Origin of the sequence: Cellulomonas soli (genome assembly GCF_052036975.1) — a bacterium.
GTDB lineage: Bacteria > Actinomycetota > Actinomycetes > Actinomycetales > Cellulomonadaceae > Cellulomonas > Cellulomonas soli_A.
Genome location: NZ_JBQIAR010000002.1, coordinates 156690 through 182282 on the forward strand (window position 1 = coordinate 156690; position 25593 = coordinate 182282).

Annotated in this window: 29 protein-coding genes and 3 tRNA genes; 18 read left to right on the forward strand and 14 right to left on the reverse strand. The window is 73.5% G+C overall.

Annotated features, from left to right (window positions below):
• Positions 1–5: 5 nt before the first annotated feature.
• Positions 6–473, reverse strand: coding sequence for a hypothetical protein (locus ACTHAM_RS03200; RefSeq protein WP_440684324.1), 468 nt, complete (start codon positions 471–473; stop codon positions 6–8).
• Positions 474–571: 98 nt separating this feature from the next.
• Between ACTHAM_RS03200 and rsgA the strand changes: the two genes are divergently transcribed.
• The 7 genes from rsgA to purM all read left to right on the forward strand — a co-directional run bounded on the left by rsgA (position 572) and on the right by purM (position 7349).
• Positions 572–1642, forward strand: a complete 1071-nt coding sequence (gene rsgA, locus ACTHAM_RS03205; protein ID WP_440684325.1) for a ribosome small subunit-dependent GTPase A — start codon at positions 572–574, stop codon at positions 1640–1642.
• Positions 1643–1665: 23 nt separating this feature from the next.
• Positions 1666–2232, forward strand: a complete 567-nt coding sequence (locus tag ACTHAM_RS03210) for a DinB family protein (protein WP_440684567.1) — start codon at positions 1666–1668, stop codon at positions 2230–2232.
• Positions 2233–2367: 135 nt separating this feature from the next.
• Complete coding sequence (locus ACTHAM_RS03215) at positions 2368–3711, forward strand: glycoside hydrolase family 6 protein (protein WP_440684326.1); 1344 nt, start codon at positions 2368–2370, stop codon at positions 3709–3711.
• Positions 3712–3771: 60 nt separating this feature from the next.
• Complete coding sequence (locus ACTHAM_RS03220) at positions 3772–4149, forward strand: sterol carrier family protein (protein ID WP_440684327.1); 378 nt, start codon at positions 3772–3774, stop codon at positions 4147–4149.
• Positions 4150–4202: 53 nt separating this feature from the next.
• On the forward strand, positions 4203–4631 hold the full coding sequence (locus ACTHAM_RS03225) for a histidine kinase (RefSeq protein WP_440684328.1): 429 nt from the start codon (positions 4203–4205) through the stop codon (positions 4629–4631).
• Positions 4632–4674: 43 nt separating this feature from the next.
• Positions 4675–6222 (forward strand): amidophosphoribosyltransferase, encoded by a 1548-nt coding sequence (purF, locus tag ACTHAM_RS03230; RefSeq protein ID WP_440684329.1) that lies wholly within the window; start codon positions 4675–4677, stop codon positions 6220–6222.
• Entirely contained in the window at positions 6219–7349 is a 1131-nt protein-coding gene (gene purM / locus ACTHAM_RS03235) for a phosphoribosylformylglycinamidine cyclo-ligase (protein WP_440684330.1), read from the forward strand. The genes purF and purM overlap by 4 nt, the downstream gene beginning before the upstream one ends.
• A 183-nt stretch (positions 7350–7532) precedes the next feature.
• Here the strand turns inward: purM and ACTHAM_RS03240 are convergent, their stop codons facing one another.
• Positions 7533–7742, reverse strand: coding sequence for a DUF3073 domain-containing protein (locus ACTHAM_RS03240; RefSeq protein WP_440684331.1), 210 nt, complete (start codon positions 7740–7742; stop codon positions 7533–7535).
• 551 nt (positions 7743–8293) lie between these two features.
• Between ACTHAM_RS03240 and ACTHAM_RS03245 the strand changes: the two genes are divergently transcribed.
• Positions 8294–8503, forward strand: coding sequence for a BldC family transcriptional regulator (locus tag ACTHAM_RS03245; protein WP_440684332.1), 210 nt, complete (start codon positions 8294–8296; stop codon positions 8501–8503).
• A 65-nt stretch (positions 8504–8568) separates the two neighbouring features.
• On the opposite strand, the gene ACTHAM_RS03250 is transcribed toward ACTHAM_RS03245, so the two are convergent.
• From ACTHAM_RS03250 to ACTHAM_RS03275, 6 genes are all read right to left on the reverse strand, one after another.
• Positions 8569–8895 carry a DUF3618 domain-containing protein gene (locus ACTHAM_RS03250; RefSeq protein WP_440684333.1) on the reverse strand — a complete coding sequence of 109 codons (327 nt, stop codon included), beginning with the start codon at positions 8893–8895 and terminating at the stop codon, positions 8569–8571.
• Positions 8895–9326 (reverse strand): phage holin family protein, encoded by a 432-nt coding sequence (locus ACTHAM_RS03255; protein WP_440684334.1) that lies wholly within the window; start codon positions 9324–9326, stop codon positions 8895–8897. The genes ACTHAM_RS03250 and ACTHAM_RS03255 overlap by 1 nt, the downstream gene beginning before the upstream one ends.
• 126 nt (positions 9327–9452) lie before the next feature.
• A complete protein-coding gene (locus tag ACTHAM_RS03260) occupies positions 9453–9896 on the reverse strand; it encodes a phage holin family protein (protein WP_440684335.1) in 444 nt (147 codons plus the stop codon).
• Positions 9897–10031: 135 nt separating this feature from the next.
• Positions 10032–10104 (reverse strand) — tRNA-Phe (locus tag ACTHAM_RS03265).
• Between the two features lie 45 nt (positions 10105–10149).
• A tRNA-Asp gene (locus tag ACTHAM_RS03270) sits at positions 10150–10223 on the reverse strand.
• 32 nt (positions 10224–10255) lie between these two features.
• Positions 10256–10328 (reverse strand) — tRNA-Glu (locus ACTHAM_RS03275).
• Positions 10329–10471: 143 nt separating this feature from the next.
• Here ACTHAM_RS03275 and ACTHAM_RS03280 point away from each other — a divergent pair.
• Genes ACTHAM_RS03280 through ACTHAM_RS03295 form a run of 4 tightly spaced genes read left to right on the forward strand, consistent with a single transcriptional unit; the run spans position 10472 to position 13083 of the window.
• Positions 10472–10816 carry a metallopeptidase family protein gene (locus ACTHAM_RS03280; protein WP_440684336.1) on the forward strand — a complete coding sequence of 115 codons (345 nt, stop codon included), beginning with the start codon at positions 10472–10474 and terminating at the stop codon, positions 10814–10816.
• Between the two features lie 43 nt (positions 10817–10859).
• Entirely contained in the window at positions 10860–11204 is a 345-nt protein-coding gene (locus ACTHAM_RS03285) for an ArsR/SmtB family transcription factor (RefSeq protein WP_440684569.1), read from the forward strand.
• Positions 11201–12130: a cation diffusion facilitator family transporter gene (locus tag ACTHAM_RS03290; protein ID WP_440684337.1), complete on the forward strand. Its 930-nt coding sequence runs from the start codon at positions 11201–11203 to the stop codon at positions 12128–12130. Before ACTHAM_RS03285 ends, ACTHAM_RS03290 begins: the two co-directional genes overlap by 4 nt.
• A 23-nt stretch (positions 12131–12153) precedes the next feature.
• A complete protein-coding gene (locus ACTHAM_RS03295; protein WP_440684338.1) occupies positions 12154–13083 on the forward strand; it encodes an LLM class flavin-dependent oxidoreductase in 930 nt (309 codons plus the stop codon).
• A 39-nt stretch (positions 13084–13122) separates the two neighbouring features.
• Here ACTHAM_RS03295 and galE read toward each other — a convergent pair whose 3' ends face one another.
• Complete coding sequence (galE, locus tag ACTHAM_RS03300) at positions 13123–14082, reverse strand: UDP-glucose 4-epimerase GalE (RefSeq protein ID WP_440684339.1); 960 nt, start codon at positions 14080–14082, stop codon at positions 13123–13125.
• A gap of 147 nt (positions 14083–14229) precedes the next feature.
• On the opposite strand from galE, the gene ACTHAM_RS03305 reads away from it, so the two are divergent.
• The 6 genes from ACTHAM_RS03305 to ACTHAM_RS03330 are packed head-to-tail and all read left to right on the forward strand — an operon-like array spanning position 14230 to position 19564.
• Positions 14230–15414, forward strand: a complete 1185-nt coding sequence (locus tag ACTHAM_RS03305) for a polyprenyl synthetase family protein (protein WP_440684340.1) — start codon at positions 14230–14232, stop codon at positions 15412–15414.
• The gene (locus ACTHAM_RS03310) at positions 15414–16337 is read left to right on the forward strand and encodes a phytoene/squalene synthase family protein (protein ID WP_440684341.1); all 924 of its coding nucleotides are present in this window, start codon (positions 15414–15416) and stop codon (positions 16335–16337) included. The genes ACTHAM_RS03305 and ACTHAM_RS03310 overlap by 1 nt, the downstream gene beginning before the upstream one ends.
• Entirely contained in the window at positions 16334–17998 is a 1665-nt protein-coding gene (crtI, locus tag ACTHAM_RS03315; RefSeq protein WP_440684342.1) for a phytoene desaturase family protein, read from the forward strand. Before ACTHAM_RS03310 ends, crtI begins: the two co-directional genes overlap by 4 nt.
• Positions 17995–18345 (forward strand): lycopene cyclase domain-containing protein, encoded by a 351-nt coding sequence (locus ACTHAM_RS03320; RefSeq protein WP_440684343.1) that lies wholly within the window; start codon positions 17995–17997, stop codon positions 18343–18345. Before crtI ends, ACTHAM_RS03320 begins: the two co-directional genes overlap by 4 nt.
• Positions 18342–18698, forward strand: coding sequence for a lycopene cyclase domain-containing protein (locus tag ACTHAM_RS03325; protein ID WP_440684344.1), 357 nt, complete (start codon positions 18342–18344; stop codon positions 18696–18698). Before ACTHAM_RS03320 ends, ACTHAM_RS03325 begins: the two co-directional genes overlap by 4 nt.
• Complete coding sequence (locus tag ACTHAM_RS03330) at positions 18695–19564, forward strand: prenyltransferase (protein ID WP_440684345.1); 870 nt, start codon at positions 18695–18697, stop codon at positions 19562–19564. The genes ACTHAM_RS03325 and ACTHAM_RS03330 overlap by 4 nt, the downstream gene beginning before the upstream one ends.
• On the opposite strand, the gene ACTHAM_RS03335 is transcribed toward ACTHAM_RS03330, so the two are convergent.
• From ACTHAM_RS03335 to ACTHAM_RS03355, 5 genes are all read right to left on the reverse strand, one after another.
• The gene (locus tag ACTHAM_RS03335) at positions 19530–20834 is read right to left on the reverse strand and encodes an MFS transporter (RefSeq protein ID WP_440684346.1); all 1305 of its coding nucleotides are present in this window, start codon (positions 20832–20834) and stop codon (positions 19530–19532) included. The two genes, ACTHAM_RS03330 and ACTHAM_RS03335, sit on opposite strands and share 35 nt — an antisense overlap.
• Entirely contained in the window at positions 20831–21478 is a 648-nt protein-coding gene (locus ACTHAM_RS03340) for a GntR family transcriptional regulator (protein WP_440684347.1), read from the reverse strand. The genes ACTHAM_RS03335 and ACTHAM_RS03340 overlap by 4 nt, the downstream gene beginning before the upstream one ends.
• A gap of 137 nt (positions 21479–21615) precedes the next feature.
• Positions 21616–23352: an ABC transporter ATP-binding protein gene (locus tag ACTHAM_RS03345; RefSeq protein WP_440684348.1), complete on the reverse strand. Its 1737-nt coding sequence runs from the start codon at positions 23350–23352 to the stop codon at positions 21616–21618.
• Positions 23349–24401, reverse strand: coding sequence for an ABC transporter permease (locus ACTHAM_RS03350; protein ID WP_440684349.1), 1053 nt, complete (start codon positions 24399–24401; stop codon positions 23349–23351). Before ACTHAM_RS03350 ends, ACTHAM_RS03345 begins: the two co-directional genes overlap by 4 nt.
• 1 nt (position 24402) lies before the next feature.
• A complete protein-coding gene (locus ACTHAM_RS03355; protein ID WP_440684350.1) occupies positions 24403–25521 on the reverse strand; it encodes an ABC transporter permease in 1119 nt (372 codons plus the stop codon).
• Between the last annotated feature and the right edge of the window lie 72 nt (positions 25522–25593).

A 25593-nucleotide genomic window follows, 5' to 3' on the forward strand; every position in this document is an offset into this window, starting at 1 on the left:
CGTGCTCAGGGCCCGGTGACCACCGCGTCCAGCCGGGCGAGCGCGACGTCGCTCATCACGGCCAGGGCGACGTCGACGACCGGTTCGAGTGCCGCGCCCGCCACCGTGGTGTGCACGTCCTCGGCCCACAGCACCTCGCAGGCGTGCCGGCCGCGGGCACGGACCACGAGGTGCGCGTCGCCGACGAGCACCGGGCCCTCCTTGTGCAGCGTGGCCCACCGGGCCCAGTCGTCGGCGTCCGGGTCCTCGCCGCGGCGGCGGACGGCGGTGACCACCATGCGGTCCACGACCACCTCGGCGGTCACGGCGGTGACCCGGTCCCCGACCTGCAGCTCACGGTCGGGGGCGTCGACGCGCGTCCACGGGACGAGCGCATCGTGCCTGGTCAAGGTGCCCAGCACGGCCCAGACGTCCGGTGCGGACGCCTCGATCCGGCGGTGACGGACGACGCGCGGCATGGGGCTGGAGGTCATGCGGGAGGCTAACCCGCGGGTCGCCTGACCGCAGCCCGTCGCCCCGCAGCAGGAATTCCCGTGGAACGCGCACCGTACGGCGACCTACCGTCGATGCCATGACGAGGACGGGGTCGACCGGGCAGGTCGTGCGCGTGGCGCGTGCCGAGAGGGGCGCGCTCCTCGTGCTGCCCGAGCACGACCTGGAGGCCGTCGCCAGACGGGCGGTGCTGGACCGGGACGGGCTCGTCGCCGACGCCGACGGGGATCGACTGGTGCCCACGGTCGGGGATCTCCTGCTGGTCGAGGAGGACGCCGACGCCACCGCCGACCCCGCGTCCGCGTCGAGCGGTACGTTGCGTGTCCGCGAGCTGTTGCCGCGCCGCAGCGCGCTCGTGCGGGACAGCGCCGGGAGCACCTCGGCCGTGCAGGTGCTCGCCGCGAACATCGACGTGGTGCTCGTCGTGGAGCACCTCGACCCGGAGCCCGCGCTCGGTCGGGTCGAGCGGCTGCTGACCCTCGCCTGGCGCTCGGGTGCGCTGCCCGTGGTGGTGCTCACCAAGGCCGACCTGGTGCCCGACCCGGCGGGCATGGCCGCCGATGTCGCCGGTTCCGCACCGGGCGTCGACGTGCACACGGTGTCCGCGACGGACGGGACGGGGCTCGACGGGGTGCGTGCGCTGCTGGAGCCCGGGCGCACCTTCGTCGTGGTCGGGCCGTCCGGCGCCGGCAAGTCGACGCTCGTCAACGCGCTCGCGGGCCGCGAGGTGATGGGCACCGGTGAACGCCGCGCCGATGGCCGCGGGCGGCACACCACCACGCACCGTGAGCTGGTGCCACTGCAGGGCGGGGCGCTGCTGATCGACACGCCCGGGGTGCGGGGCGTCGGCCTGGTGGCCGACCCGGACGCGCTCGACGAGGCGTTCGCCGACGTGGCCGACCTGGCGCGGGGGTGCCGGTTCGCCGACTGCCGGCACGCGGGGGAGCCCGGCTGCGCCGTGGCGGAGGCCGTCGAGAGCGGTGAGCTCTCGGCCCGTCGGCTCGAGAGCTGGCACCGGCTGGCCCGCGAGGCCGCGCACCAGGCCCGGCGCGCCGACGCACGGCTGGCGGCGCAGGATCGCGCCGCGGTGCGCAGCCGCACCCGTGGCTTCCACCGCGACTTCCGGGACGCAGGAAGGAACCGACCATGACCGACGAGAGGCTGCCCGCAGCGATGGACGACAGCACCCCCACGAGCGCACCCGTGGAGATCGACGAGCATGGCCGGCCGGAACCCCCGCTGACCGGGGACGAGACGGCCACGCTGCTCGGCTTCCTGGACTACCAGCGCGCGACGCTGGCGTGGAAGACCGCGGGGCTGGACGCCGCCGGGCTCGGCGCCAGGCTCGCGCCGACCAGCATGACGCTCGGCGGCCTGCTCAAGCACCTGGCCTACGTCGAGTCCGACTGGTTCTCGCGGGCGCTGCACGACCGGCCCCGGCAGGCGCCGTGGGACGCGGTCGACTGGGCGGCCGACCCGGACTGGGACTGGCACTCGGCCGCGGCGGACACCCCGGACCAGCTGCGGGCGCTCTGGCAGCGTGAGGTGGATCGTTCCCGCGCGCTCGTCGCCGATGCGCTGCGCACCGGTGGGCTCGACCAGATCGCCCGCCGGCGTTTCGAGGACGGCACCGGGCCGAGCCTGCGCTGGATCCTCACGCACATGATCGAGGAGTACGCGCGGCACAACGGCCACGCCGACCTGCTGCGCGAGCACGTCGACGGTCAGGTCGGCGAGTAACGCGCGGGACGGGCGCGAGCTCGGGTGCGTCGACCCGACGAAACGCTTCAGCCCCGCCCCTACTCTCGACATGTGCAGCCACCATCGGGTTCCCTCCCTGAGGACGTCGTCGTCACAGGTGGAGGAGAACAGCTGATGCGCAGGTCCCGACTTCTGGCCACCGCGGTGGCGACCGCTGCCGTGCTCGGCGCCGGGCTCACCGGCCTGGCCTCCGGTGCCCAGGCCGCTGCGGGCTGCTCGGTGGCGTACACCGTGACGAGCCAGTGGCCGGGCGGGTTCGGCGCCGACGTCGCGGTGACGAACCTCGGCGACCCGGTGACGTCGTGGACGCTGCAGTGGACGTTCGCCGACGGCCAGAAGGTCCAGCAGCTGTGGAACGGCACCGCGACCACCAGCGGCGCCGACGTCTCGGTCGCCAGCCTCGGCTGGAACGGCTCGCTGGCCACGGGTGCCCGCACGTCGGTCGGGTTCACGGGCACGTGGACGGGTGCCAACTCGGTGCCGACCTCGTTCCGCCTCAACGGCACCGCGTGCACCGGGGCGACGACGACCCCGACCCCGACGCCTTCCGCGACGCCCACGCCCACCCCGACGCCCACCCCGACACCCACGGCCACCCCGACCCCGACGCCCACCCCGGCCGCAGCGCTGTACGTCGACCCCGCCTCGCAGGCGTTCACCGCCTGGCAGGCCGCCTCCGGGCAGGACAAGACGCTGCTCGCGAAGATCGCCCAGACCCCGCAGGCCCGCTGGGTCGGCGACTGGGCGCCGACGGCCGAGGCCGCCGAGGGAGTGCACGACTACACGACCGCGGCGGTCGCAGCCGGGGCCACCGGCACGCTGGTGATCTACGCGATCCCCGGGCGTGACTGCGGCAACTACTCCGGCGGAGGGGTCGCCACCAGCGAGTACGCGCACTGGGTCGACCAGGTGGCTGCTGCGATCGAGGGGTCGCCGATCGTCGTGCTGGAGCCGGACGCCCTGGCCCAGCTGGGTGACTGCGACGGCCAGGGCGACCGGGTCGGCTACCTGCAGTACGCCGCCCGGGTGCTCACGCAGGCCGGTGGACGGGTCTACATCGATGCCGGGCACTCCGGCTGGCTGTCCGCCTCGACGGCTGCCGCCCGGCTCAACCAGATCGGCTTCGAGTACGCGGCCGGCTTCGCGCTGAACACGTCGAACTACCAGACGACGGCCGACACCCGCGCGTACGGCGAGCAGGTCTCCGCACTCGTCGGCGGCAAGGGGTTCGTGGTCGACACCTCGCGCAACGGCAACGGGTCGAACGGCGAGTGGTGCAACCCGCGTGGACGCGCGCTCGGCGACCGACCGGTGCTCGTCGACGACGCCACCCACCTGGACGCACTGCTCTGGGTCAAGGCCCCCGGCGAGTCCGACGGCACGTGCAACGGCGGCCCGTCGGCCGGCGCCTGGTGGCAGGACATCGCCCTCGAGCTGGCGCGCAACGCGCACTGGTGACCCGGCCGCCCCGACCCCGGGGCGACCGGTGCGGGCCGGGCCCTGGGGGAGGATGGGCGCATGGCACGTCGACGCACGGACCCGGCGGAGGGCCGGGCAGCCCTCGCCACCTGGCAGGCCGACCCGGCGGGGGCGCCCGTCGCCGCCCGACGCGCCGCGGTCCGGTTCACGCTCGAGGAGCTGGCGGACGTGGCCCCCGGCAACGCCGTCGAGGTCAGGGTGCCCCCGGACGGTGCGGTGCAGGCGGTCGAGGGCCCGCGACACACACGCGGCACCCCGCCGAACGTGGTCGAGATGGACCCGTCCACGTGGCTGGCGCTGACCACGGGCGACCTGGCGTGGGCGGACGCGGTGGAGGCGGGCCGGGTGCACGCCTCGGGCTCGCGCGCGGACCTGAGCGACTGGCTCCCGCTGCAGGCCGCACGCCGCCGGGGTTGACCGCGTCAGGAGCGGCGGACGCGACGGGCAGCCCCCTGACCTACGATCGGCGCGTGCCCGAGACCCCAGCTCCGACGCCTGACGCGCCTGCGCCGCACGAGCCCGCTGCGCCTGTGCCGCCGACCGAGGAGTCCGTCGCGCCGACCGCGGCGCCGCTGGCCGCCGCGGAGCCCGAGCCGCTGACCGAGGACGAGCTGGCACAGGTCGCCGAGCCGGCCACGGTGCGTCGGGCCCCCAGGTTCGGTGCGTTCCTCGTCACGGGCGGCCTGGTCGGCCTGGTCGTCGGTGTGCTCGCGGCGCTGGCGACGAGCGCCGACAGCCCCATCGTGTCGACCGGCGGGGGCTTTCTCCCGTTCCTCGACGGCCAGGGTGCGGTGCGCACCGTGCTCGGTGTCGCGGGGGCCGTGGTCGGTGTGATGGTCGGTGGCCTGCTGGCGGTCCTGGCCGACCGGCGCAGCGTCCGGAGGGCGTCCCGGGGTTGACCGGCGACCCCGTCGACCGGGGTCCGTGTGCAACCATTGTCGTGTGGCCCCCCGCGCAGACGGACGACTGAACCACGAGCTCCTCCCCGGTGAGAAGGGCCCCCAGGACGCGTGCGGCGTCTTCGGTGTCTGGGCTCCGGGCGAAGAGGTCGCCAAGCTGGCCTACTTCGGGCTCTACGCGCTGCAGCACCGCGGCCAGGAGTCCGCGGGCATCGCGACCTCCAACGGTCAGCAGCTGCTGGTGTACAAGGACATGGGGCTGGTCTCCCAGGTCTTCGACGAGACCGCGCTCAACGCCCTGCAGGGGCACATCGCCATCGGGCACGCGCGCTACTCGACGACCGGCGGCTCCACCTGGGAGAACGCCCAGCCCACGCTCGGCGCGACGGCCTCGGGCACGGTCGCACTGGGCCACAACGGGAACCTGACCAACACCGCCGAGCTCGTCGACCTGGTCGCCGAGCGGTACGGCAGCCAGCGGCGCGGCGAGCTCGCGCGCGGCAACACCACCGACACCGCGGTGGTCACGGCGCTGCTGGCCGGCGACCCGGACCACACGCTGGAGGCGACCGCCCTCGAGGTGCTGCCGCGGCTGCGCGGGGCCTTCAGCCTGGTGTTCATGGACGAGCACACGCTGTATGCCGCTCGCGACCCGCAGGGCGTGCGCCCGCTGGTGCTGGGTCGGCTCGAACGCGGCTGGGTCGTGGCCTCGGAGACGCCCGCGCTGGACATCGTGGGGGCCTCGTTCGTCCGCGAGGTCGAGCCGGGGGAGTTCATCGCGATCGACGCGGACGGTCTGCGCAGCACCCGGTTCGCCCCCGCCGACCGCGCCGGCTGCGTGTTCGAGTACGTGTACCTGGCGCGCCCCGACACGACGATCGCCGGACGTTCGGTGCATGCCGCGCGCGTGGCCATGGGCCGTCGGCTGGCCGTCGAGCACCCCGTCGAGGCGGACCTGGTCATCCCCGTGCCCGAGTCGGGCACCCCGGCGGCCGTGGGGTACGCGACCGAGTCGGGCATCCCGTTCGGGCAGGGCCTGACCAAGAACGCCTACGTGGGCCGCACGTTCATCCAGCCGTCGCAGACCCTGCGCCAGCTCGGCATCCGGCTCAAGCTGAACCCGCTGCGCGACGTGATCCGCGGCAAGCGGCTCGTGGTCGTCGACGACTCGATCGTGCGTGGCAACACCCAGCGTGCGCTGATCCGGATGCTCCGGGAGGCCGGTGCGGCCGAGGTGCACGTGCGGATCAGCTCGCCCCCGGTGAAGTGGCCGTGCTTCTACGGCATCGACTTCGCCTCGCGCGCCGAGCTGATCGCGAACGGGCTCAGCCCGGACGAGATCGCGGCGTCGCTGGGCGCCGACTCCCTCGGCTACATCTCGACCGAGGGCATGATCGAGGCCACCGAGCAGCCCGCTGCCCAGCTGTGCGCCGCCTGCTTCACCGGGAGGTACCCCATCGAGCTTCCGCCCGCCGACCGTCTCGGCAAGCACCTGCTGGAGCAGAGCGAGCTGCCGCTCGGTGCCCCGGAGGACGGCCTGCTGTCGATCGTCCCCTCGACCGGTGGCGCGTCCGCGCTGGACCACCCGTGAGCGCCCCGACGCCGCAGGGCGTGACGTACGCGGCTGCCGGGGTGGACACGGAGGCCGGTGACAAGGCCGTCGAGCTGATGAAGGACGCGGTGCGCGCGACGCACGGCCCGCAGGTGCTCGGTGGCGTCGGTGGGTTCGCGGGTCTGTTCGACGCGAGCGCCCTGACCCGGTACCGCCGGCCCCTGCTGGCGAGCTCGACGGACGGTGTCGGCACGAAGGTCGCGATCGCCCAGGCGATGGACGTGCACGACACGATCGGGTTCGACCTGGTCGGCATGGTCGTCGACGACATCGTCGTGGTCGGTGCCAAGCCTCTGTTCATGACGGACTACATCGCGTGCGGCAAGGTCGTGCCGGAGCGGATCGCCGACGTGGTGCGTGGCATCGCGGCCGCTTGCTCGGTGGCGGGGACCGCGCTGGTCGGCGGCGAGACTGCCGAGCACCCGGGCCTGCTGGGCCCCGACGAGTACGACGTGGCCGGCGCGGCGACGGGTGTCGTCGAGGCGGACGAGCTGCTCGGACCGGACCGGGTCCGTGCCGGTGACGTGCTGGTGGCGCTCGCCTCGAGCGGGCTGCACTCCAACGGGTACTCGCTGGTGCGCCGGGTGGTGCAGGTGGCCGGCTGGTCGCTGGACCGGCACGTGGACGAGCTGGGTCGCACGCTCGGCGAGGAGCTGCTCGAGCCGACGCGTGTCTACGCGGGCGACTGCCTCGCGCTCGTGGAGCGGGCCGGGGTCGCCGGTGTGCACGCGTTCAGCCACGTGACCGGCGGTGGCCTGGCGGCCAACGTCGCGCGGGTGCTGCCGCGTGGGCTGGTGGCCGACGTCGACCGGTCGGGGTGGCAGCTGCCGCCGGTGTTCTCGCTGGTCCAGGGCCTCGGTCAGGTGCCGTGGACGGACCTGGAGGGCACGTTGAACCTGGGTGTCGGCATGGTCGCGATCGTGGCGCCCGAGGCGCTCGACGGGGTGCTGGCGCATGCGGCCGAGCTGGGTCTGCCTGCCTGGGAGCTGGGTCGCGTGCGTGACCTGGACCCGGCGACCGACGTGCTCGGCACGGCGGGGTTCGTGGCCGGCACCAAGGGTGTCGACGGCGGTGCCGTGCGGCTGACGGGTTCCTACCGGGTCTGAGTCGGCGTGGGGTGCGGGGTCGCGGCGAGGACCCTGCACCCGCCGTCTCGTCGTCGTCCTGCCCGGGGCAGCGCAGAAGCCTGGTCGGACCGGGATGGCTCGACCAGGCTTCTGCGGAGTGCGTGACGTGCGGACCCGCGGCCGGGCTGATGACCGCGGTGCGTGCGCAGGTGCCCCGGCGACCTAGCGGTCGTCGTCGGACCAGCGCCCCCAGTCGTCCACGTCGTCGTCGTTCGTGTCGACCACCGGGGTACGCCGGGTGTCTGTCACGAGATCGTTGTGGCCGTGCGACGAGAGCTCCTGCTCGAGAGCCCTGTAGTTGGTGTCCGGGCTGAAGTACTTCAGCTCCCGGGCCACCTTCGTCTGCTTAGCCTTCTGACGGCCGCGCCCCATGGCATCGACCCCCTCTAACGTGGAAGCGGGGCGGCTCCGTGTCACACGTGCGGCCCCGGGGTGCTGTTTCGTCTCTTCGTGGGGCAACGGTACATGGTCGGCATCTATTCCGACCACTTGCGTCCACGTGACCTCCGCGACGTCGACCGGATCGGGACCGACACGCCGGTGCGGGAGCGACACGCCGTGTGAGCGCTCGCCGTCCCCGGTCCCAGTATCGCGCGCTCGTCGATGGCTGTCCCGGCGGTTCCGGCGGTGTCGTCTGCCCGGGTGTGGCCGCCTGCGCTGGGGTGATACCCGCGGGTGGCTCTGACCGTCTTGCGGCGGTTCGCGTGAGTTCCGTAACAGAAACGTGTCCTGGAATGCGCCATGTGTCGGCTTCGGTCATGCTAGAGGACACGGACGGTTCGCGGTTTCGAGACAGAGTGTCTCTGAGTGGCGGTCGTTCCCTCGCGAGTCACCTCGGCTCGCTCCGCCCGCACCAGACCTCGTCGTGGCACGCGGCTCACCCCGTACCTCGGCACCCCCGCCAGACCTCGCCAGGAGACAGCATGACCGCACAGCACCCCGAGCCTGAGACGCTCCTGACCCCCTCGGAGGTCGCGACGCTGTTCCGGGTCGACCCCAAGACCGTCACCCGCTGGGCCAAGTCCGGCAAGCTCACCTCGATCCGCACGCTCGGCGGACACCGCCGGTACCGCGAGGCCGAGGTGCGTGACCTGCTCAACGGTGTCCCGCAGCAGCGCGACGCCGACGTCTGACCCGACCCCCGACCCAACCCCTCCGACCCCGACGGTGTCGGTGTCGAGAGGGCCCGGATGACGTGTCAGTGCCGGCGTCGGACCGCCGTGAGGACGACGAGCCCGACCACCGCGGCGACCGAGCCGAGCACGGTGAGCGCACGCCGACGATCGGCGTGCGAGGCCTGGGCCGAGAAGGCGTCCTGCACGATCTTGCGACCCTTGTCCGCCGCCCGGCCGGCCTGGACCCGTGGGTCCAGGCGACCCTGCAGCTCTTCGACCGTCGCGACCAGCTGCGCACGTGTCCGTGCGATCTCCGCCTCCAGCTCGACCATCTGCGGTGTCGAGAACGGCTGACCCGCCGACGCCCCGGACGTGGCCTCGTCCGTCCCGTGAGCCTGCGACCGGTCCATCAGTGGTCCCCTCCTGAGATCGCACCCTTGAGGGCTTCCACCGTGGTGCGTGCCTGCTCCGCGGCGCGTGTGGGCTGCGGCGGGTTCGCGCGCTGCACCTGCTTGGCCCCCACGCCGCCCAGCACGGCCGTGACGAGGATCAGCACCAGCGTGACGATCAGGGCGGCGAGCCATGCCGGCATCACCGTGGCCAGGCCCAGGATCGCCGTGGCGATCACCGCGGCGAGCACGTAGAGGGCCAAGACGCCCGCGGCCACGAGCAGCCCGGCGCCGACCCCGGCGTGCTTGGCCCGCCCGGCGATCTCGGCCTTCGCCAGCTCGATCTCGGCCTTCACCAGCCGCGAGATCTGCTCGCTCAGGTCGCTCAGCAGTCCACCGATGGTGCGTTCGGTCGCCGACGAGGGGTCGGGTGCGGCCGATGGGCCTGTCATGGTGCCTCCCTGCGGTCGTGCGAGCGCGCCGGTGAGCCGACGACTCGCGGTCCCAGTGTGCTGGTCGTGCAGGTCGGACGCGACAGGGCGCCGACCTGCGGTCCTGGGTGCACGAGCAGCGCCGGGTCAGTCGGCCCAGGGGTGGACCTGCTCCTCGGCGGGGTGCTGGATCTGCGGCGCGTGCATGATCGACACGGGGGGACCGCTCGGCAGGTGGTTGCGGCCCCAGGCCGCGGCGCCGGCGGCGAGGCCGATCAGCACCACGCCGACGAGGAGCGCCGACAGCCACGGCTCGAGCACCTCGTTGAGGCCGAGCACCGCGGCGGTGATGATCAGCGCCAGCCCGAAGACGGTGAGCAGGGCTGCCACGCCGAACGCGATGGCGCTGGGCCGGATGCGCACGGCCCGGGCCCGCACGCTGGCGCTGACGGCGTCGATCTCGGCCTGGATGGCGTCGCGGACCTTGTCCTCGGCGTGCTCGATCCGCTCCCGGGCCCGGTCGGCGAAGGGCTCGGTGAAGCGCTCGAAGAACCTCGTGCGTGGGCGGTCGGCCCCGGACGGGCTGGTCACGGTCGTGTCCTCTCGGCCTGCATGTCCCCTGCGGTGCACTCAGCCTACGGCGGGTGCCCCGCGGTTCCAGCGGAGGCGCGGCGGAGGGTGGGAACGACGAAACCCCCCGGGGATCCCGGGGGGTTTCGTGGAAGGTGGCTCCGACCGGCGTCGATCCGGTGACCTTTCGATTTTCAGTCGAACGCTCTACCAACTGAGCTACAGAGCCCTGAGTGCGAAAGCCCGGTCTTTCGACCGGGCATCTCACCTCGAGCGACCCCGACGGGACTTGAACCCGCGACCTCCGCCGTGACAGGGCGGCGCGCTAACCAACTGCGCTACGGGGCCTTGTTGTGGAACAAGACCTGCTGTACTGCTCGTACCCCCAACGGGATTCGAACCCGTGCTACCGCCGTGAAAGGGCGGGGTCCTAGGCCGCTAGACGATGAGGGCGTTTCCGCCCCTGACGTCGAGGCGTCGGAAGACCGGTGATGAGCATACGTGGTGGATGGCCGGATCTCCAAAGCGAGGCGTCCGAGGCTCGTCGGCGAGGGGTGCCCCGGTCCGCGACCAGGCAGGATGGCCGGGTGGTGGACATGTCGCGTGAGGACTTCGAGGACGCCGTCCGGGACGCCCTGGACGAGATCCCGGACGAGCTGGCCTCGATGACCGACAACCTGGTGGTGCTCGTCGAGGACGACGCGCCTGCCGACGAGCCCGAGCTGCTGGGGCTGTACGAGGGCGTGCCGCTGACGGAGCGGGGGGAGTTCTGGGCGACGGGTGCGCTGCCCGACCGGATCACCGTGTTCCGTCGGCCGACCCTGGCGATCTGCGACACGCGCGAGGAGGTCGTCGAAGAGGTCGCGATCACCGTGGTGCACGAGATCGCGCACCACTTCGGCATCGACGACGAGCGGCTGCACGAGCTCGGGTGGGACTGAGGTTCTCTTCATCGGTTTCTGGCTATAACATCGCTGGGTGACGATGAATCAGGGTCTGCACGACCACCCCGGGGTCCCCGCGGGCGAGCACGCCCACGGCGACGTGGTCCGCGTGCTGCACGCACTGGCCGACCCCACGCGGCTCTCGATCGTGCATCTGCTCGCGCAAGCCCCCCGACGCGTCGTGGAGCTCACCGCGGCACTGGGCCTGGCGCAGTCCACCGTCTCGGCGCACCTGGCGACGCTGCGCTCGGCCGGGCTGGTCGGTGCGCAGCCCGAGGGGCGTGCCACCCGCTACACGCTGGCCGACCCCGAGCTGGACGACCTGCTCGGGGCGGCCGAACGGGTCGTGGCCCGCGCCGGCGCCCGCGGGCAGGACCACGCGTGAGCGGGCAGGCGCACGGCCACACGCACGGCCACACGACCGCCGCGCAGGCGCATCGGGGTCGGCTCGTCGCCGTGCTGGCACTGACCGTGGCGGTGCTGCTGGCCGAGGTGGTCGGCGGCCTGCTGTCCGGCTCGTTCGCGCTGCTCGCCGACGCGGGGCACATGCTCACCGACGCGCTCGGCGTGGGGCTGGCGCTGGCGGCCACCGCGCTCGCGGCCCGACCTGCCACGGCGCGCCGCACCTTCGGCTGGCAGCGGGCCGAGATCCTCGCCGCGCTGGTCAACGGCCTGGTCGTCGCCGGAGTCGGGCTCGCGGTGCTCGTCGGGGGTGTGCGGAGGCTGCTCGACCCGGCCGAGGTCGAGGCCGGGCTCATGCTCACGGTCGCGCTCGTCGGCCTGGTCGCCAACGGGATCGGGCTCGCGCTGCTGCACCGCGGCCAGGCGCAGTCGCTCAACGTGCGCGGTGCGTACCTGGAGGTGCTCGGCGACCTGCTCGGCTCCGTCGCCGTGGTGGCTGCCGCGGTGGTGGTGATGACCACCGGGTACCTGCGGGCCGACGCGATCGCCTCGGTGATCATCGGGCTCATGGTCCTGCCGCGCGCCGCCCAGCTGCTGCGCGAGGTCGTCGCCGTCCTGCTCGAGGCCACCCCGCGGGGCGTCGACCTGGACGCCGTGCGCTCGCACATCTGCGGGGTGCCCGGCGTGCTCGGCGTGCACGACCTGCACGCGTGGACCATCACCTCGGGCGTCCCGGTGCTCTCGGCCCACGTCGAGGTGCCCGACGCGCTGCTGGAGCACGGCGAGGCCGGACGGGTGCTCGGCGACCTGCGGCGCTGCCTGGCCGGGCACTTCGACGTCGACCACTGCACGTTCCAGCTCGAACCGCCGTCGTTCGACGGCCGCCCCGAGGTGCACGCGCACGCCTGACCTCGGGCGCTAGCGTGACGGCCATGGTCGCCGTCGGAGTCATCCTCCTGCCGCAGGAACGTTGGTCGGACGCCCGCAGCCGCTGGCTGCGCGCCGAGGAGTGGGGATTCGACCACGCCTGGACCTACGACCACCTGGCCTGGCGCTCGCTGGCCGACGAACCGTGGTTCGCCACCGTGCCGCTGCTGGCGGCCGCCGCGGCCGTCACCTCACGCATCGGGCTGGGCACGTTCGTCGCCTCGCCGAACTTCCGCCACCCGGTGCCGTTCGCCAAGGACGTCATGGGGCTGGACGACGTGAGCGCAGGGCGCCTGCTGCTCGGCCTGGGGGCCGGTGGCGAAGGGTTCGACGCGCAGGTGCTGGGCCCGGCGCCGACCCGCGGCGAGCGCACACGTCGGTTCGAGGAGTTCGTCGCGCTGCTCGACGCGCTGCTGACCCGGCCGGTCACCGAGCACACGGGCGAGTTCTACCAGGCGCACGACGCGCGGATGATCCCGGGGACGATCGCGCGGCCGCGCCCGCCGTTCGTGGTGGCAGCCAACGGGCCCCGCGCGCTCGCCCTGGCCGCACGGTACGGGCAGGGCTGGGTCACCTACGGCCCGTCGTTCGACTCCGACGGTGACGACATCGCCGACCGGTCCGCCGCGCAGCAACGATGGTGGGCCGACCTGGAGGGGCTCGTCGCGCAGTTCGACGCCGCCGAGGCCGCCGCCGGGCGCACCGGGCAGGACCGGGCGCGCCGCTACCTCTCCCTGGACGGGGCGCCGATCTTCTCGCTCGCCTCCGTCGAGCTGGCGGTCGAGGGGGTCGAGCGGGCGGCTGCGCTGGGGTTCACCGACGTGGTCGTGCACTGGCCGCGGGCCGAGGGCGTGTACGCCGGGTCGGAGCGGGCGCTCGAGCTGCTCGCCGAGCGGCTGCCCACGCTGCAGGCGCTGCCCGTCGCGGGGCGCTGAGGGTCCCGCCCTCGCAGTGAGCCCGCGCAGTGAGCCCGCTCAGTGCGCGCGGCGGGCGTCCCAGGCGCTGGTGACCATGTCGTCGAGGGTGTGCCGCATGGTCCAGTCGAGGTCGCGGGCGGCCAGCTCGCCCGAGGCGACGATGCGTGCGGGGTCCCCGGGGCGCCGGGGCGCGAGCTCGGGTTCGAAGTCGATGCCGGTCGCGCGGGCCATCGCGGTCATGATCTCCCGCACCGAGACGCCGTCGCCCGACCCGAGGTTGTAGACGGGCTCGAGCGGCCGCCCCTCGGCCAGGGCGCGGGCCGCCGCGACGTGCGAGGTCGCCAGGTCCGCCACGTGCACGTAGTCGCGCACGCAGGTGCCGTCGGGCGTGGCGTAGTCGGTGCCGTTGATGCGCGGTGTGCGCCCCTCGGTGAGCGCGTCGAGCACCAGCGGGAAGAGGTTGTGCGGGCTGGTGTCGTACAGGTCGGGCGTACCCGAGCCGACCACGTTGAAGTACCGCAGTGACGTGTGGCGCAGCGGGGCGGCCTTGGCCTGGTCGCGCAGCAGCCACTCGCCGATGAGCTTGGACTCCCCGTAGGGCGACTCCGGTGCGGTGGGGGTCTGCTCGGTGACGAGGTCGACGTCGGGCGTGCCGTACACGGCCGCGGACGAGGAGAACACCATGGCGTCGACTCCCTGCGAGGCCATCGCCTCGAGCAGGTGGGCGGTGCCGGTGACGTTCTGGTCGTAGGTGTGCAGCGGCCGCTGCACGGAGACCCCGGCGTACTTGAAGCCGGCCAGGTGCACGACGCCGACGACGCCGTGCTGGGCCAGGGTGTCGGCGACGAGGGCGGTGTCGAGGATCGAGCCCTCGACGAGCGGGACGCCGTCGGGCACGAACTGGCGGTGCCCGCTCGACAGGTCGTCCAGGACGACGGATGCCAGGCCCACCTCGGCGAAGGCCCGCACCACGTGAGATCCGATGTACCCGGCACCGCCGGTGACCAGCCACGTCATGGACCCACCCTAGTCGCGGCCCTGCCTGGCCCGAGGGGCGAGCCGACGCGGAACCCGGGAGAGTGGGAACGGTGCTGGTCGGCTCGACAATCCGGCCGGTGACAGAAATACTCAGCACGCTGAGCAATCAACTTCGGAAGGCCGCCCATGGACGACCACCTCCGCCCCGCGCCCGCGAGGGCATCGCTGTCCCACGGCGCCAGCGGCACCAGCAGCGCCAGCGGGACGGCGGTGCTCACGCCGTCCGCAGCCGCCCCCGCGCCCACCGGCACCACCGACGACCTGACCCAGGCCGTCGAGGACGCCCTCCGGCTCACCGAACGCGTGCTGGGCGACTTCCTGTCCGAACGGACCACCCGCGCCCTCGAGGTCGACCCCGACTGCGGCGCGCTGTGGTCCGACCTGAGCACCCTCGTCGGAGGCAAGCTGATCCGGCCACGGCTGACCATCGCCGCCTACCTCGGGCTGGGAGGCCAGGACGGCGAGGCCGTCGCGCCCGTCGCCGCAGCCCAGGAACTCCTGCACACAGCGATGCTCGCGCACGACGACCTGCTCGACCACGACGAGCGGCGGCGAGGACGCCCCAACGTCTCCGGCGCCACCCGCGCCCGGCTGACCGCCCGCGGCGTGCCCGCCCGAGCCGTCGACGAGCAGGCGATCGCAGCCGGTCTGCTGGCGGGAGACGTCGCGCTCGCCTCGGCGTTCCGGCTCGTCGGCCGCGCACCCGTCCCGGCCGCCGTGCGGGTCGACCTGGTCGACCTGCTCGCCACGTCGATCGAGACCACCGTGCACGGCGAGCTGCTCGACGTCACCTCCGCGCTCCTCGCACCGCACGAGTCGCAGCCGCTGCTCGTGGCGGCCCTCAAGACCGCCGACTACTCGTGCCGGCTCCCGCTGGTCAGCGGTGCCGTCCTGGCCGGCGCGCCCCAGCTCAGCGCGCGGCTGGGCGAGGTGGGCGACGCCCTCGGTCTGGCGTTCCAGCTGGTCGACGACGAGCTCGGGGTGTTCGGCGACCCGCAGGTCACCGGCAAGTCGACGCTGTCGGACCTGCGTGAGGGCCGCCGCACCGAGCTCGTCCGGCTCGCCTACCGGTATGCCGACGCCGCCGGGGTCGCCGTGCTCGACGCCCATGTGGGCCGCCCCGACCTCGACGAGGACGGTGCCGCCGCGGTCCGTTCCGTGCTGGTCGACTCCGGCGCGCTCGAACGGACCCGCTCCGTGGCCGCCCGCAGCGCCGACCGGGCGCGCGAGCTGGCGGACACGACCCTGCCCGGCCCGCTGGCCGAGTACCTTGGCCGGGTCGTGGACTCGCTGGCTGGACGGGGGCGCTGATGGCAGGGAGCCGGCCCGGACCGGTCGCGGCGATCGAACGCAGCCGACGCCTGTACGACGCGACGGCCGGACGCACCAGCCGCACCGTGCTGCACGCGTACTCCACGTCGTTCGGGATGGGCACCCGGTTGCTCGGCGCGCGCGCCCGGCACGACATCGAGGCCGTGTACGCGCTGGTGCGCCTGGCCGACGAGGTCGTCGACACCTACCGCGGTGCCGACGCGGCCGCCGAGCTGGACGCGTTGCAGGCCCAGACCCTGCGCGCGCTGGGCACCGGCTACTCCACCAACCTCGTGGTGCACGCGTTCGCCCGCACGGCACGGCGCACCGGGATCGGACCGGCCGAGATCGACCCGTTCTTCGCCTCGATGCGCGCCGACCTGACCGTGCGGACGCACGACCGCGACAGCTACGAGGCCTACGTGTACGGCTCGGCCGAGGTCGTCGGGGTCATGTGCCTGCGGGTGTTCCTCGCCGCCGAGCAGGCGCCGGGCGAGCCGCTCGCAGACCCCGCACCGCACCTGATCGCCGGGGCACGGGCGCTCGGGGCGGCGTTCCAGAAGATCAACTTCCTGCGGGACCTGGGTACCGACACCGACGAGCTCGGGCGCACGTACCTGCCCGGCACCCGACCGGGTGCGATCGACGAGCCGCAGGTCGCCGCGGTGCTCGCCGAGATCGAGGCCGACGTGCGCACCGCCCGCGCCACCCTGCCGGACCTGCCGCCGCGGGCCCGGTGCGCGGTCGCCGTCACGCTCGGGCTGTACGACCGGCTGCTGGCCGAGCTGGCCGCCACGCCCGCCGACGAGCTGCTGCGACGGCGCGTCCGCGTACCGCTGCCCGTCAAGCTCGGCGTGGTGGCCCGTGTGGTCGGGGCGCAGGTCGTGCACGGGGTCCGTGCGAGCAAGGCAGGTGCGGCATGAACGACGCCCGGCACGTGGTGGTCGTCGGCGGTGGCGTCGGCGGGTTGATGACCGCTGCCCTGGTGGCCCGCGGCGGCACACGCGTCACGCTCCTGGAACGGCACGAGATGCTCGGCGGACGGGTCGGGCTGTGGGAGCACGACGGCTTCCGGTTCGACACCGGCCCGTCCTGGTACTTCATGCCCGAGGTGTTCGAGCACGCGTTCGCCCTGCTCGGGGCGAAGGTCGAGGACCACCTGGACCTGGTGCCGCTCGACCCGGTGTACCGGCTGTTCCCCGAACCCGGTGCCGGGGCGCGCACCGCGTCGCCGTTCGACGTGGTGGCCGACGCGGAGACGAACTGGCGCACGTTCGAGCAGCGTGAGCCGGGCGCCGGCGAGGCGATGCGCGCCTACGTCGAGGAGGCCGGCGAGGCCTACCGGACGGCGCTCGACCGGTTCCTGTACACGACGTTCGCGCGGCCCGACCGGGTGGTGTCGGCCGACGTACTACGTCGCTCGGGCACGCTCGCGCGGCTGCTCACCCAGCCGTTGGCCGACAAGATCGCCGGCACGGTGCAGGACCCGGTGCTGCGTCAGGCCCTCGGGTACCACGCGGTGTTCCTGGGTTCGTCGCCGTACCGCGTCCCGGCGCTGTACTCGCTGATGAGTCACCTCGACCTGCACGAAGGCGTACGTTTCCCACGGCACGGGATGTACGCGATCGTCGAGGCGCTGGCCACCCTGGCTCGGCGCGAGGGCGTGGAGATCCGCGCCGGCGTCGACGTCGCCTCGATCGACGTGGAGGCCGTGCCGCGCAGCGCCCGACGGCCCCTGCGCCGCGGGCAGGTCCGAGGCGTCACGCTCAGCACGGGGGAGCACCTCGCCGCCGACGTCGTCGTGAGCGCAGCGGACCGGCACCACACCGAGACCGCGCTGCTCGACCAGCGCTGGTCCGACCTGCCCGCGGACACCTGGACCCGCAAGGGGCCCGGCATCTCGGCGCTGCTGATCATGGCTGGTGTGCGCGGGGAGCTGCCCGAGCTGGCGCACCACTCGCTGTTCTTCACCCGGGACTGGCCGGCGAACTTTGACGCGATCCTCGGCGCGGGGCGCAGCACACCACCCGACGGGCTGCGTGTGCCGGACGTCGCCTCGCTGTACGTGTCACGCACCACCGCGACCGACCCGACCGCGGCACCGGCCGGGCACGAGAACCTGTTCGTGCTCGTGCCGTTCCCCGCCGACGCCCGGCTGGGCGACGGCCCGACCGGCAGCCCGGCCCGTGAGCAGGTCGAGGCGTACGCCGACCGGTACCTGGACCAGATCGGCGACTGGGCCGGGATCTCCGGGCTGCGTGACCGCGTCGTGGTGCGCAAGGTCGTCGCACCGGCCGACTTCGCGCATGACCTGTCGGCCTGGCGGGGCACCGCGCTCGGCATGGAGCACACGCTGCGGCAGAGTGCGTTCTTCCGGCCCGGGACGTCCTCGCGCGCCGTCGGCGGGCTGCTGCACGTGGGCGGCGGCACCGTGCCCGGCGTGGGCCTGCCGATGTGCCTGATCGGCGCCGAGCTGGTGGTCAAGCGGCTGCTCGGCGAGACCTCCACCCACCCGCTGCCCGCACCGCTGCGGCCCGGCTACCTCGCGGCAGCCCTGCCGGCCGGGCTGTGGAGCCAGGCGTGATCGGTCTGACGTACCTGGCGGCGCTGCTGCTCTCGCTCGGCGGGCTCGCGCTGCTCGACCGACGGTTCCGGCTGGCGTTCTGGTCCGACCCGCGCCGGGCCGCCCTGACCGTCGGTCTCGGGGTCGTCGCGTTCCTGCTGTGGGACGGCGCAGGTCTCGTGCTGGGCATCTTCGCCCGCGGCGACTCCCCGCACATGACCGGGCTGCTGCTGGCCCCCGAGCTGCCGGTCGAGGAGGCGTTCTTCCTCGCCCTGCTGTGCTACACGGCGCTGCTGGTCTGGCGCTGGTTCGACCGCCAGGCCGCGCTGCGCGCCCGGGCAGGGCGCGAGCAGGAGGCGCCGCGATGACGAACATCGTGCTCAACGTGCTCGTGCTGGTGGCCCTGGTTGCGGTGTCGTTCCCCGTGCTGAGGCGACTGCGCGGGTGGCCGATCGTGTGGACCGCGCTGCACCTGAGCCTGCTCACCGTCGTGTTCGACACCCTGATGATCCGCATCGGCCTCTACGTGTACGCCCCGGACAAGATCCTGGGCGTCTACCTGGGCGGCGCCCCGCTGGAGGACTTCGCGTACCCCCTCGCCGCGGCCGTCGGCATCCCCGTGCTGTGGACCGTGCTCGGCCCCCGTGCTCCCCGCCGCCCCGGGCGCGACGCCGCACAGCCGTCCGACGACGTCCCCGCCGAGAACGGTCACACCGCATGAGGGAGATCCTCGCCGCGTCCCGCCCGTTCTCGTGGGTCAACACCGCCTACCCGTTCGCGGCCGGTGCGCTCATGGCCACCGGCGGCCGCCTCGACGCGACCCTCGTGGTCGGCACGCTGTTCTTCCTCATCCCGTACAACCTGCTGATGTACGGCGTGAACGACGTGTTCGACTACGCCTCCGACCTGCGCAACCCCCGCAAGGGCGGGATCGAGGGCGGCCTGGTGGCCCCGGAACGAGCGCGTGCTGTGCACCGGCGGATCCTCGTGGCGTGCGTGGTGAGCACGGTGCCGTTCGTGGTGTGGCTGCTGGCCGTCGGGTCGACCGCGGCCGACGCGGTGCTGCTCGGTGTGCTGTTCCTGGTGGTGGCGTACTCGGCCCCCGTGCTGCGGTTCAAGGAACGCCCGGTGCTGGACTCGGCGACCTCGGCCATGCACTTCGTCGGGCCGCTGCTCTACGCCCTGGTGCTCGTCGGGGCGGACCTGGGCGACCGGCACGTGTGGCCGGTGCTCGTCTCGTTCACGCTGTGGGGCATGGCCTCGCACGCGTTCGGTGCCGTGCAGGACGTGCGCGCCGACCGGGAGGGCGGGATCTCGTCGGTCGCGACCGCGCTGGGCGCGCACCCCACCGTGGTGGCGGCGACGGTCGCCTACGGGCTGGCGGCCGTCGTGCTGCTGGCCGTGCCGTGGCCGGGGAACCTCGCCGCGGTGCTGCCGATCCCGTACGCGGTGAGCACCGCACGGTTCTGGTCGGTGCGCGACGAGGACTGCGAACGGGCCAACGTGGGGTGGCGCACGTTCCTGTGGCTCAACCTGGCCACCGGGTTCCTGGTCACGATGCTGCTGATCGTGCTGGCCCGGAGCTGACCGGCACCGAGTCCGGCACAGGCACCGGGCCCGGCGCGTCCGTGCCGCGCGGCCGCCCGGCAGGCGTACGGGGTGCGGGCGCGGTGGCCGGCAGGTGCCGGTGCCAGCCGAGCAGCACGACCCCCAGGCAGGCCGCGGCGAGGGCGGCACCGACCACGAACATCGACGGGTAGCCGACCACGGTGTGCAGCCCTGCGAGGACCGCGGGGACGAAGAACCCCAGGTAGGCGACCGAGTAGTACACCGCGGTCAGCCCGGCGAGGTCGTCGGGGCCCGCGATCCGCTGGACCTCCTGCAGCCCGCCGACCAGCAGCAGCCCGTACGAGCAGCCGAGCACCGCAGCCGCCACCAGCCCGAGCGCCACCGAACCCGTGGTGGCGGTGGCCCCGGCGAGCGCCAGCCCCGGCACGGCGACGAGCATCCCGACACCCAGCCCCCGTGCGTCGTCGGGGCTGTCCAACCGTCGCCCGGCGAGCTGCACGAGCACCCCGCAGCCCAGGGCGACCAGGCACATCAGACCGGCCAGCCCGACGGCCAGACCGGGGACCCGCGCGGCCAGCAGCGACGGCAGGATCGCGTACGCGCTCGCGGCCGTGCCGAACACCCACGGCGCGGTCGGTGCGACGACCAGCAGGAACCGGCGGTGCCCGGCGGCGGGGATCCGCAGGTCGTCGACGAGCCTGCCGGGGTGGGTGCTGCGGGGGCGGGTCTCGTCGACCCCCAGGACGGCGACCAGGGCGCCCACGGTGATCGTGACGTTGACCAGGTACGGCGTCTGCGCGGGCCAGGGACCCCACTGGGCGAGCGCGGCGGCCACGGCCGCCCCCAGGCCGAACCCGGTGGTGAGTGCGAGCGAGGCCCGGCGTGCCCCGGCCCCGGAATCGACCCCCGGCTCGTACGCGGGGGAGGACAGCTCCTTGACCCAGCTGGTGCCGACGGCCATGACGAGGCCGAGGGCGACGCCCGAGCAGACGCGCCCGACGAACAGCAGCGCGGGGTCGTGGGCGCCGGCTGCGAGCACCGCCGAGCCGATCGCGCCGAGCACGGGGGCCGGGAGCATCAGGGGGCGACGTCCGTACCGGTCGGACAGCGGGCCGCCGACGAGCAGGCCGGGCACGATGCCGAGCACGTAGGCGGCCAGCAGGACGTCGACGGTGAGCAGGTCGAGGTGGCTGCGCGTGCGGTAGAGCACGAGCAGCGGGGTGAACTCGTTGCCGCCCCACGCCACTGCGAACAGCACGGCGGCGACCCGCCACCAGGCCCGGGTCATGCGTGCACGCGCAGGTGCTCGGCGAGGGCGGTGGCGAACCCGTCGCAGTCGCCGGTCCCGACGAGCCGGATCAGCTGCTCGTGGTCCTCGAGGACCTGCCGACCGATGTCTTCCCCGCGCCACAGTGCCCGGGCGGTCATCCGCTTGTGGCGGTCGCGGATCATCGCGAAGGCGCCGTCGAGCACGCCGTTGCCGGCCGCGGCGGCGAGGGCGGAGTGGAAGTCGGCGTCGGCCTCGGTGCTCGCGTCGAGGTCCCCGGCGCTCTGCGCGCGGCGCTGGGAGTCGAGGTGCTCGTGCAACCGTGCGGTGAGGGTGTCGGTGGTACCCCGGGCGACGGCCGTGCGCACGCCGTACGTCTCGAGCAGGATCCGGGCGTCGAGGACGTCCTGGCGTTCGGTGGGGGAGGCGGGGGTGACGACGGCGCCGCGGCGCGGGTGCACCCGCAGCCAGCCCTCGGCCTGGAGGCGGCCGATGGCCTCGCGGACGGGGGTGCGGCTGACGCCGAGCTCGTCGGCGAGGGCCTGCTCGCCGACCATGTCGCCGCCGGCGAGCTCACCGTCGAGGATGCGCGCCTTCAGCACGGCGTGGACAGTGTCGGCGGCGGAGGGCTTCGGGGTGTGCGGTGTTGTATACAAGATGTGCACAACCTACGACCGGGTGCGGCCGCGGGTCCAGCCGGCCGCCGAGACGTCTCAGGGTGCGGCCCCGAGGGCCCCGGACGGCCGACGCCCGCCCCGCCCCGTGCGGGGCAGAGCGGGCGTCGACCGTCGTCAGGCTCGCGTCACTGCGACAGCGCGCGCCAGGTCTCCCGGCGGTGCTCCTGCTCGACCGGGTCCGGCACGGGCAGCGAGGCCAGCAGCCGCTGCGTGTACGGGTCGCGCGGCGAACCGAGCACCTCGTCGCCGGTGCCCTGCTCGACGAGCTCACCGTGGTGCAGCACCGCGATGCGGTCCGCGAGCAGGTCCACCACGGCCAGGTCGTGGCTGATGAACAGGCACGCGAAGCCCAGGTCGCGCTGCAGCTGCGCGAACAGGTCGAGCACCCGGGCCTGCACCGACACGTCGAGCGCGGACGTCGGCTCGTCTGCGATCAGCAGCTCGGGGTCCAGCGCGAGCGCCCGGGCCAGGCTGGCGCGCTGCCGCTGACCACCCGACAGCTCGTGCGGGAACCGGTCACCGAACGTGCGCGGCAGCTGGACGGCCTCCAGCAGCTCGTCGACCCGCGCGCGGGCCGCACCCGGGTTGCTAGCCACGCCGTGCACCACCAGCGGCTCGGCCACGCACTCGGCGATGGTCAGCAGCGGGTTGAAGCTCGTCGCCGGGTCCTGGAACACGAACCCGATGCGCTTGCGGATCGGCTTGAACTCCTTCTCGCGCATCTGGTTCATCTCGACGCCGAGCACGCGCAGCGAGCCGTCCGAGACCTGCGTGAGGCCGGCGATGGCACGTCCGATCGTGGTCTTGCCCGACCCCGACTCGCCGACCAGGCCGAGCACCTCGCCGGGGCGGATCGTCAGGTCCACACCACGGACCGCCTGGAACCCCGGCGTGCGGAACCGCCCCGGGTACGTGATGCGCAGGTCCTTCGCCTCGACGACGGCCGGGCCCTCGCGGTCGACCACCCTTGAGGTGAGCGGCACGTGGTCCGGGTCCGGTGCGCGGTCACGCAGCCGCACCCCGCCCACGCGCGGCACCGCGTCCAGCAGCGCCTGCGTGTACGGGTGCTGGGGCGCGCTGAACAGCGTGCGCACGTCCGCCTGCTCCACCAGCTCACCGAGGTACATCACCGCCACCCGGTCGGCCAGGTCGGCCACCACGCCCATGTTGTGCGTGATCAGCACGATCGCCGTGCCGAACTCGTCACGGCACCGCCGCAGCAGGTCGAGGATCTCGGCCTGCACCGTGACGTCCAGGGCGGTGGTCGGCTCGTCGGCGATGATCAGACCCGGGTCGAGCGCGAGCGCCTGCGCGATGACGATGCGCTGCTTCTGCCCGCCCGAGAACTGGTGCGGGTAGTGGTCGATCCGGTGCTCGGGATCGGGGATGCCCACGCGGCGCAGCACGTCGATCGCCTGCGCGCGGGCCTCCGCACGCGAGATCCGCCGGTGCGCGCGCAGCCCCTCGATGATCTGCCATCCCACCGGGTACACCGGGTTGAGTGCCGTGGACGGCTCCTGGAACACCATCGCCGCGTCGCGTCCGCGCACGTCACGCAGGTCCGACCCGCGCAACGTGGCCACGTCGTGCGTGGCGGTGCCGTCCTTGCGGCTGAGCAGCACAGCCCCGGTGGTCAGTGCCGTCGAGGGCAGCAGGCCGAGGATCGTCCGGGCCGTGACGGTCTTGCCCGACCCGGACTCGCCGACGATCGCCAGCACCTCACCGGGTGCGACGTGCAGGTCGACCCCGCGCACCGCCGCCACCGCCCCGGCGTCGGTCGCGAACGTGACCCGCAGGTCCTGGATCTCGACGACGTTGCGGACGGGCCCCTGCGGCGCGTCCGTCGTGCTGGTCGACGTCATGACCGTCCTCCGTCGTCGATGATGTCCTCGCCCATGATCTCGACGGCCGGGTCGGCCACGTGGTCGCCGCCCGCGTCGGGTCCGGCTGCCCCGGCCTTGCCGCCGTCGACGGCCCGGCGGGTACGCAGCCGGGGATCGGCGAGGTCGTTCAGGGACTCGCCGACCAGCGTGACGCCCAAGGCCGTGAGGACGATCGCCACACCGGGGAACACCGAGGTCCACCAGATGCCGCTCGTGACGTCGGAGAGGGCCTTGTTGAGGTCGTAACCCCACTCCGCGCCCGCCGACGGCTCGATGCCGAACCCGAGGAACCCCAGGCCCGCGAGCGTGAGGATCGCCTCGGAGCAGTTGAGCGTGAGCAGCACCGGCAGCGTGCGGGTGGAGTTGCGCAGCACGTGCCGGGTCATGATGCGGGTGTGGCTGGCACCCACCACGCGGGCCGACTCGACGAACGCCTCGGACTTGATGCGGACCACCTCGGAGCGGATCACCCGGAAGTACTGCGGGATGAACACCACGGTGATCGAGATGGCCGCCGCGAGGATGCCGCCCCAGAGCGAGGACTGCCCGCCGCTGATGACGATGGCCGCGACGATCGCGAGCAGCAGGGACGGGAACGCGTACACGGCGTCGGCGACGACGACGAGCACCCGGTCCAGCCAGCCGCCGAAGTACCCCGAGACCAGACCGAGCGCGACGCCGGCGAAGATCGACAGCGCGACGGCCACGACCATGACGTACAGGGCCGTGCGGGTGCCCCAGATGACCCGGGAGAGCACGTCGTACCCGCCGACGGTGGTGCCGAGCAGGTGCTCCGTCGACGGTGGCTGCTGGGCGCCGAACGCCACGTCGCCGACCCGCAGCTGCGCGAAGCCGTACGGCGCGAGCAGCGGGGCGAAGACCGCCGTGAGGATGAAGATCGCGACGAGCACGAGGCCGCCGACGAGCATGGTGCGCTGCAGCCCGACGGACTGGCGCACCTGGTGGACCAGGGGCAGCCGCTTCCAGCGGGGGGCGTGCTCCGGGACGGTGGTGTCGGTGGTGGTCATCTCAGTACCGGATCCTCGGGTCGACCATGGCGGCGATGACGTCGACGACGAAGTTCGTCAGGGCGACGATCACCGCGAGCAGCACCACCATGCCCTGCACCGCGACGAAGTCACGCGCGAGCAGGTACTGCACGAGCTGGAAGCCGAGCCCCTTCCACTCGAAGGTGGTCTCGGTGAGCACCGCACCGGCCAGGAGCATCGCGATCTGCAGGCCGATGACGGTGATGATCGGCACCAGTGCGGGCCGCCACGCGTGCTTGCGCAGCAGCCGCCGCTCGGCGACGCCGCGTGAGCGGGCGGCCTCCACGTACCCGGTGGTCAGGGTGCCGATGACGTTGGTACGCACGAGTCGCAGGAACACCCCGGCGGTGAGCAGCCCGAGGGCGAGTGCAGGCAGGATCGCGTGCTCGAGCACGTCGAGCACGATCTCCGGGTCGCCCGTGCTGATCGCGTCGATCAGGTAGATGCCGGTGTCCGCGCCTTGCGTCTGCATGACGATCTCGGAGCTGGTCGAGGCGCGCCCGGCGACGGGCAGCCAGCCCAGGCCGACCGAGAAGATGAGCTTGAGGATCATGCCGGCGAAGAACACCGGGGTCGCATAGCCGAGGATCGCGCTGACCCGCAGCACGGCGTCCGGGGCCTTGTCGCGACGGGCCGCGGCGATGCGGCCCAGCGGGATGCCGACCACGAAGGCGACGATGAGTGCGTACGCGGCCAGCTCCAGCGTCGCGGCGCCGTACTGCACGAGGACCTCGGTGACCGGGCGGTTGTCCGACAGCGTGGTGCCGAAGTCGCCGCGGACGATCTGCCCCAGGTACTCCACGTACTGCACGATGATCGGCCGGTCGTACCCGGCGGCGTGGATGCGCTCCTGCAGCTGGGCCTGCGTCAGACGGTCGCCGACCGCGGCGGTGATCGGGTCGCCGGTGGCGCGCATGAGCACGAAGACGGTGGTGACGAGGATGAAGATGGTGGGGATGATCAGCAGCGCGCGGACCACCAGGTAGCGGGCGAGCCCGCCGCCTGCGCGTCGTCGCCTGCGGGGCCCTGACGGCTCGGCCGCGGTGCCGGGCTCGGGTGGCGCCACGTCGGTGGGTGCGCCTGCGGTGGTCGAGGTCATGTCTCCTGCCAGGGGGTCCGTGGTGCTCGGGGGTGCACTGCGGGGGGCCGCGCCTCGGCGGGCACGGCCCGG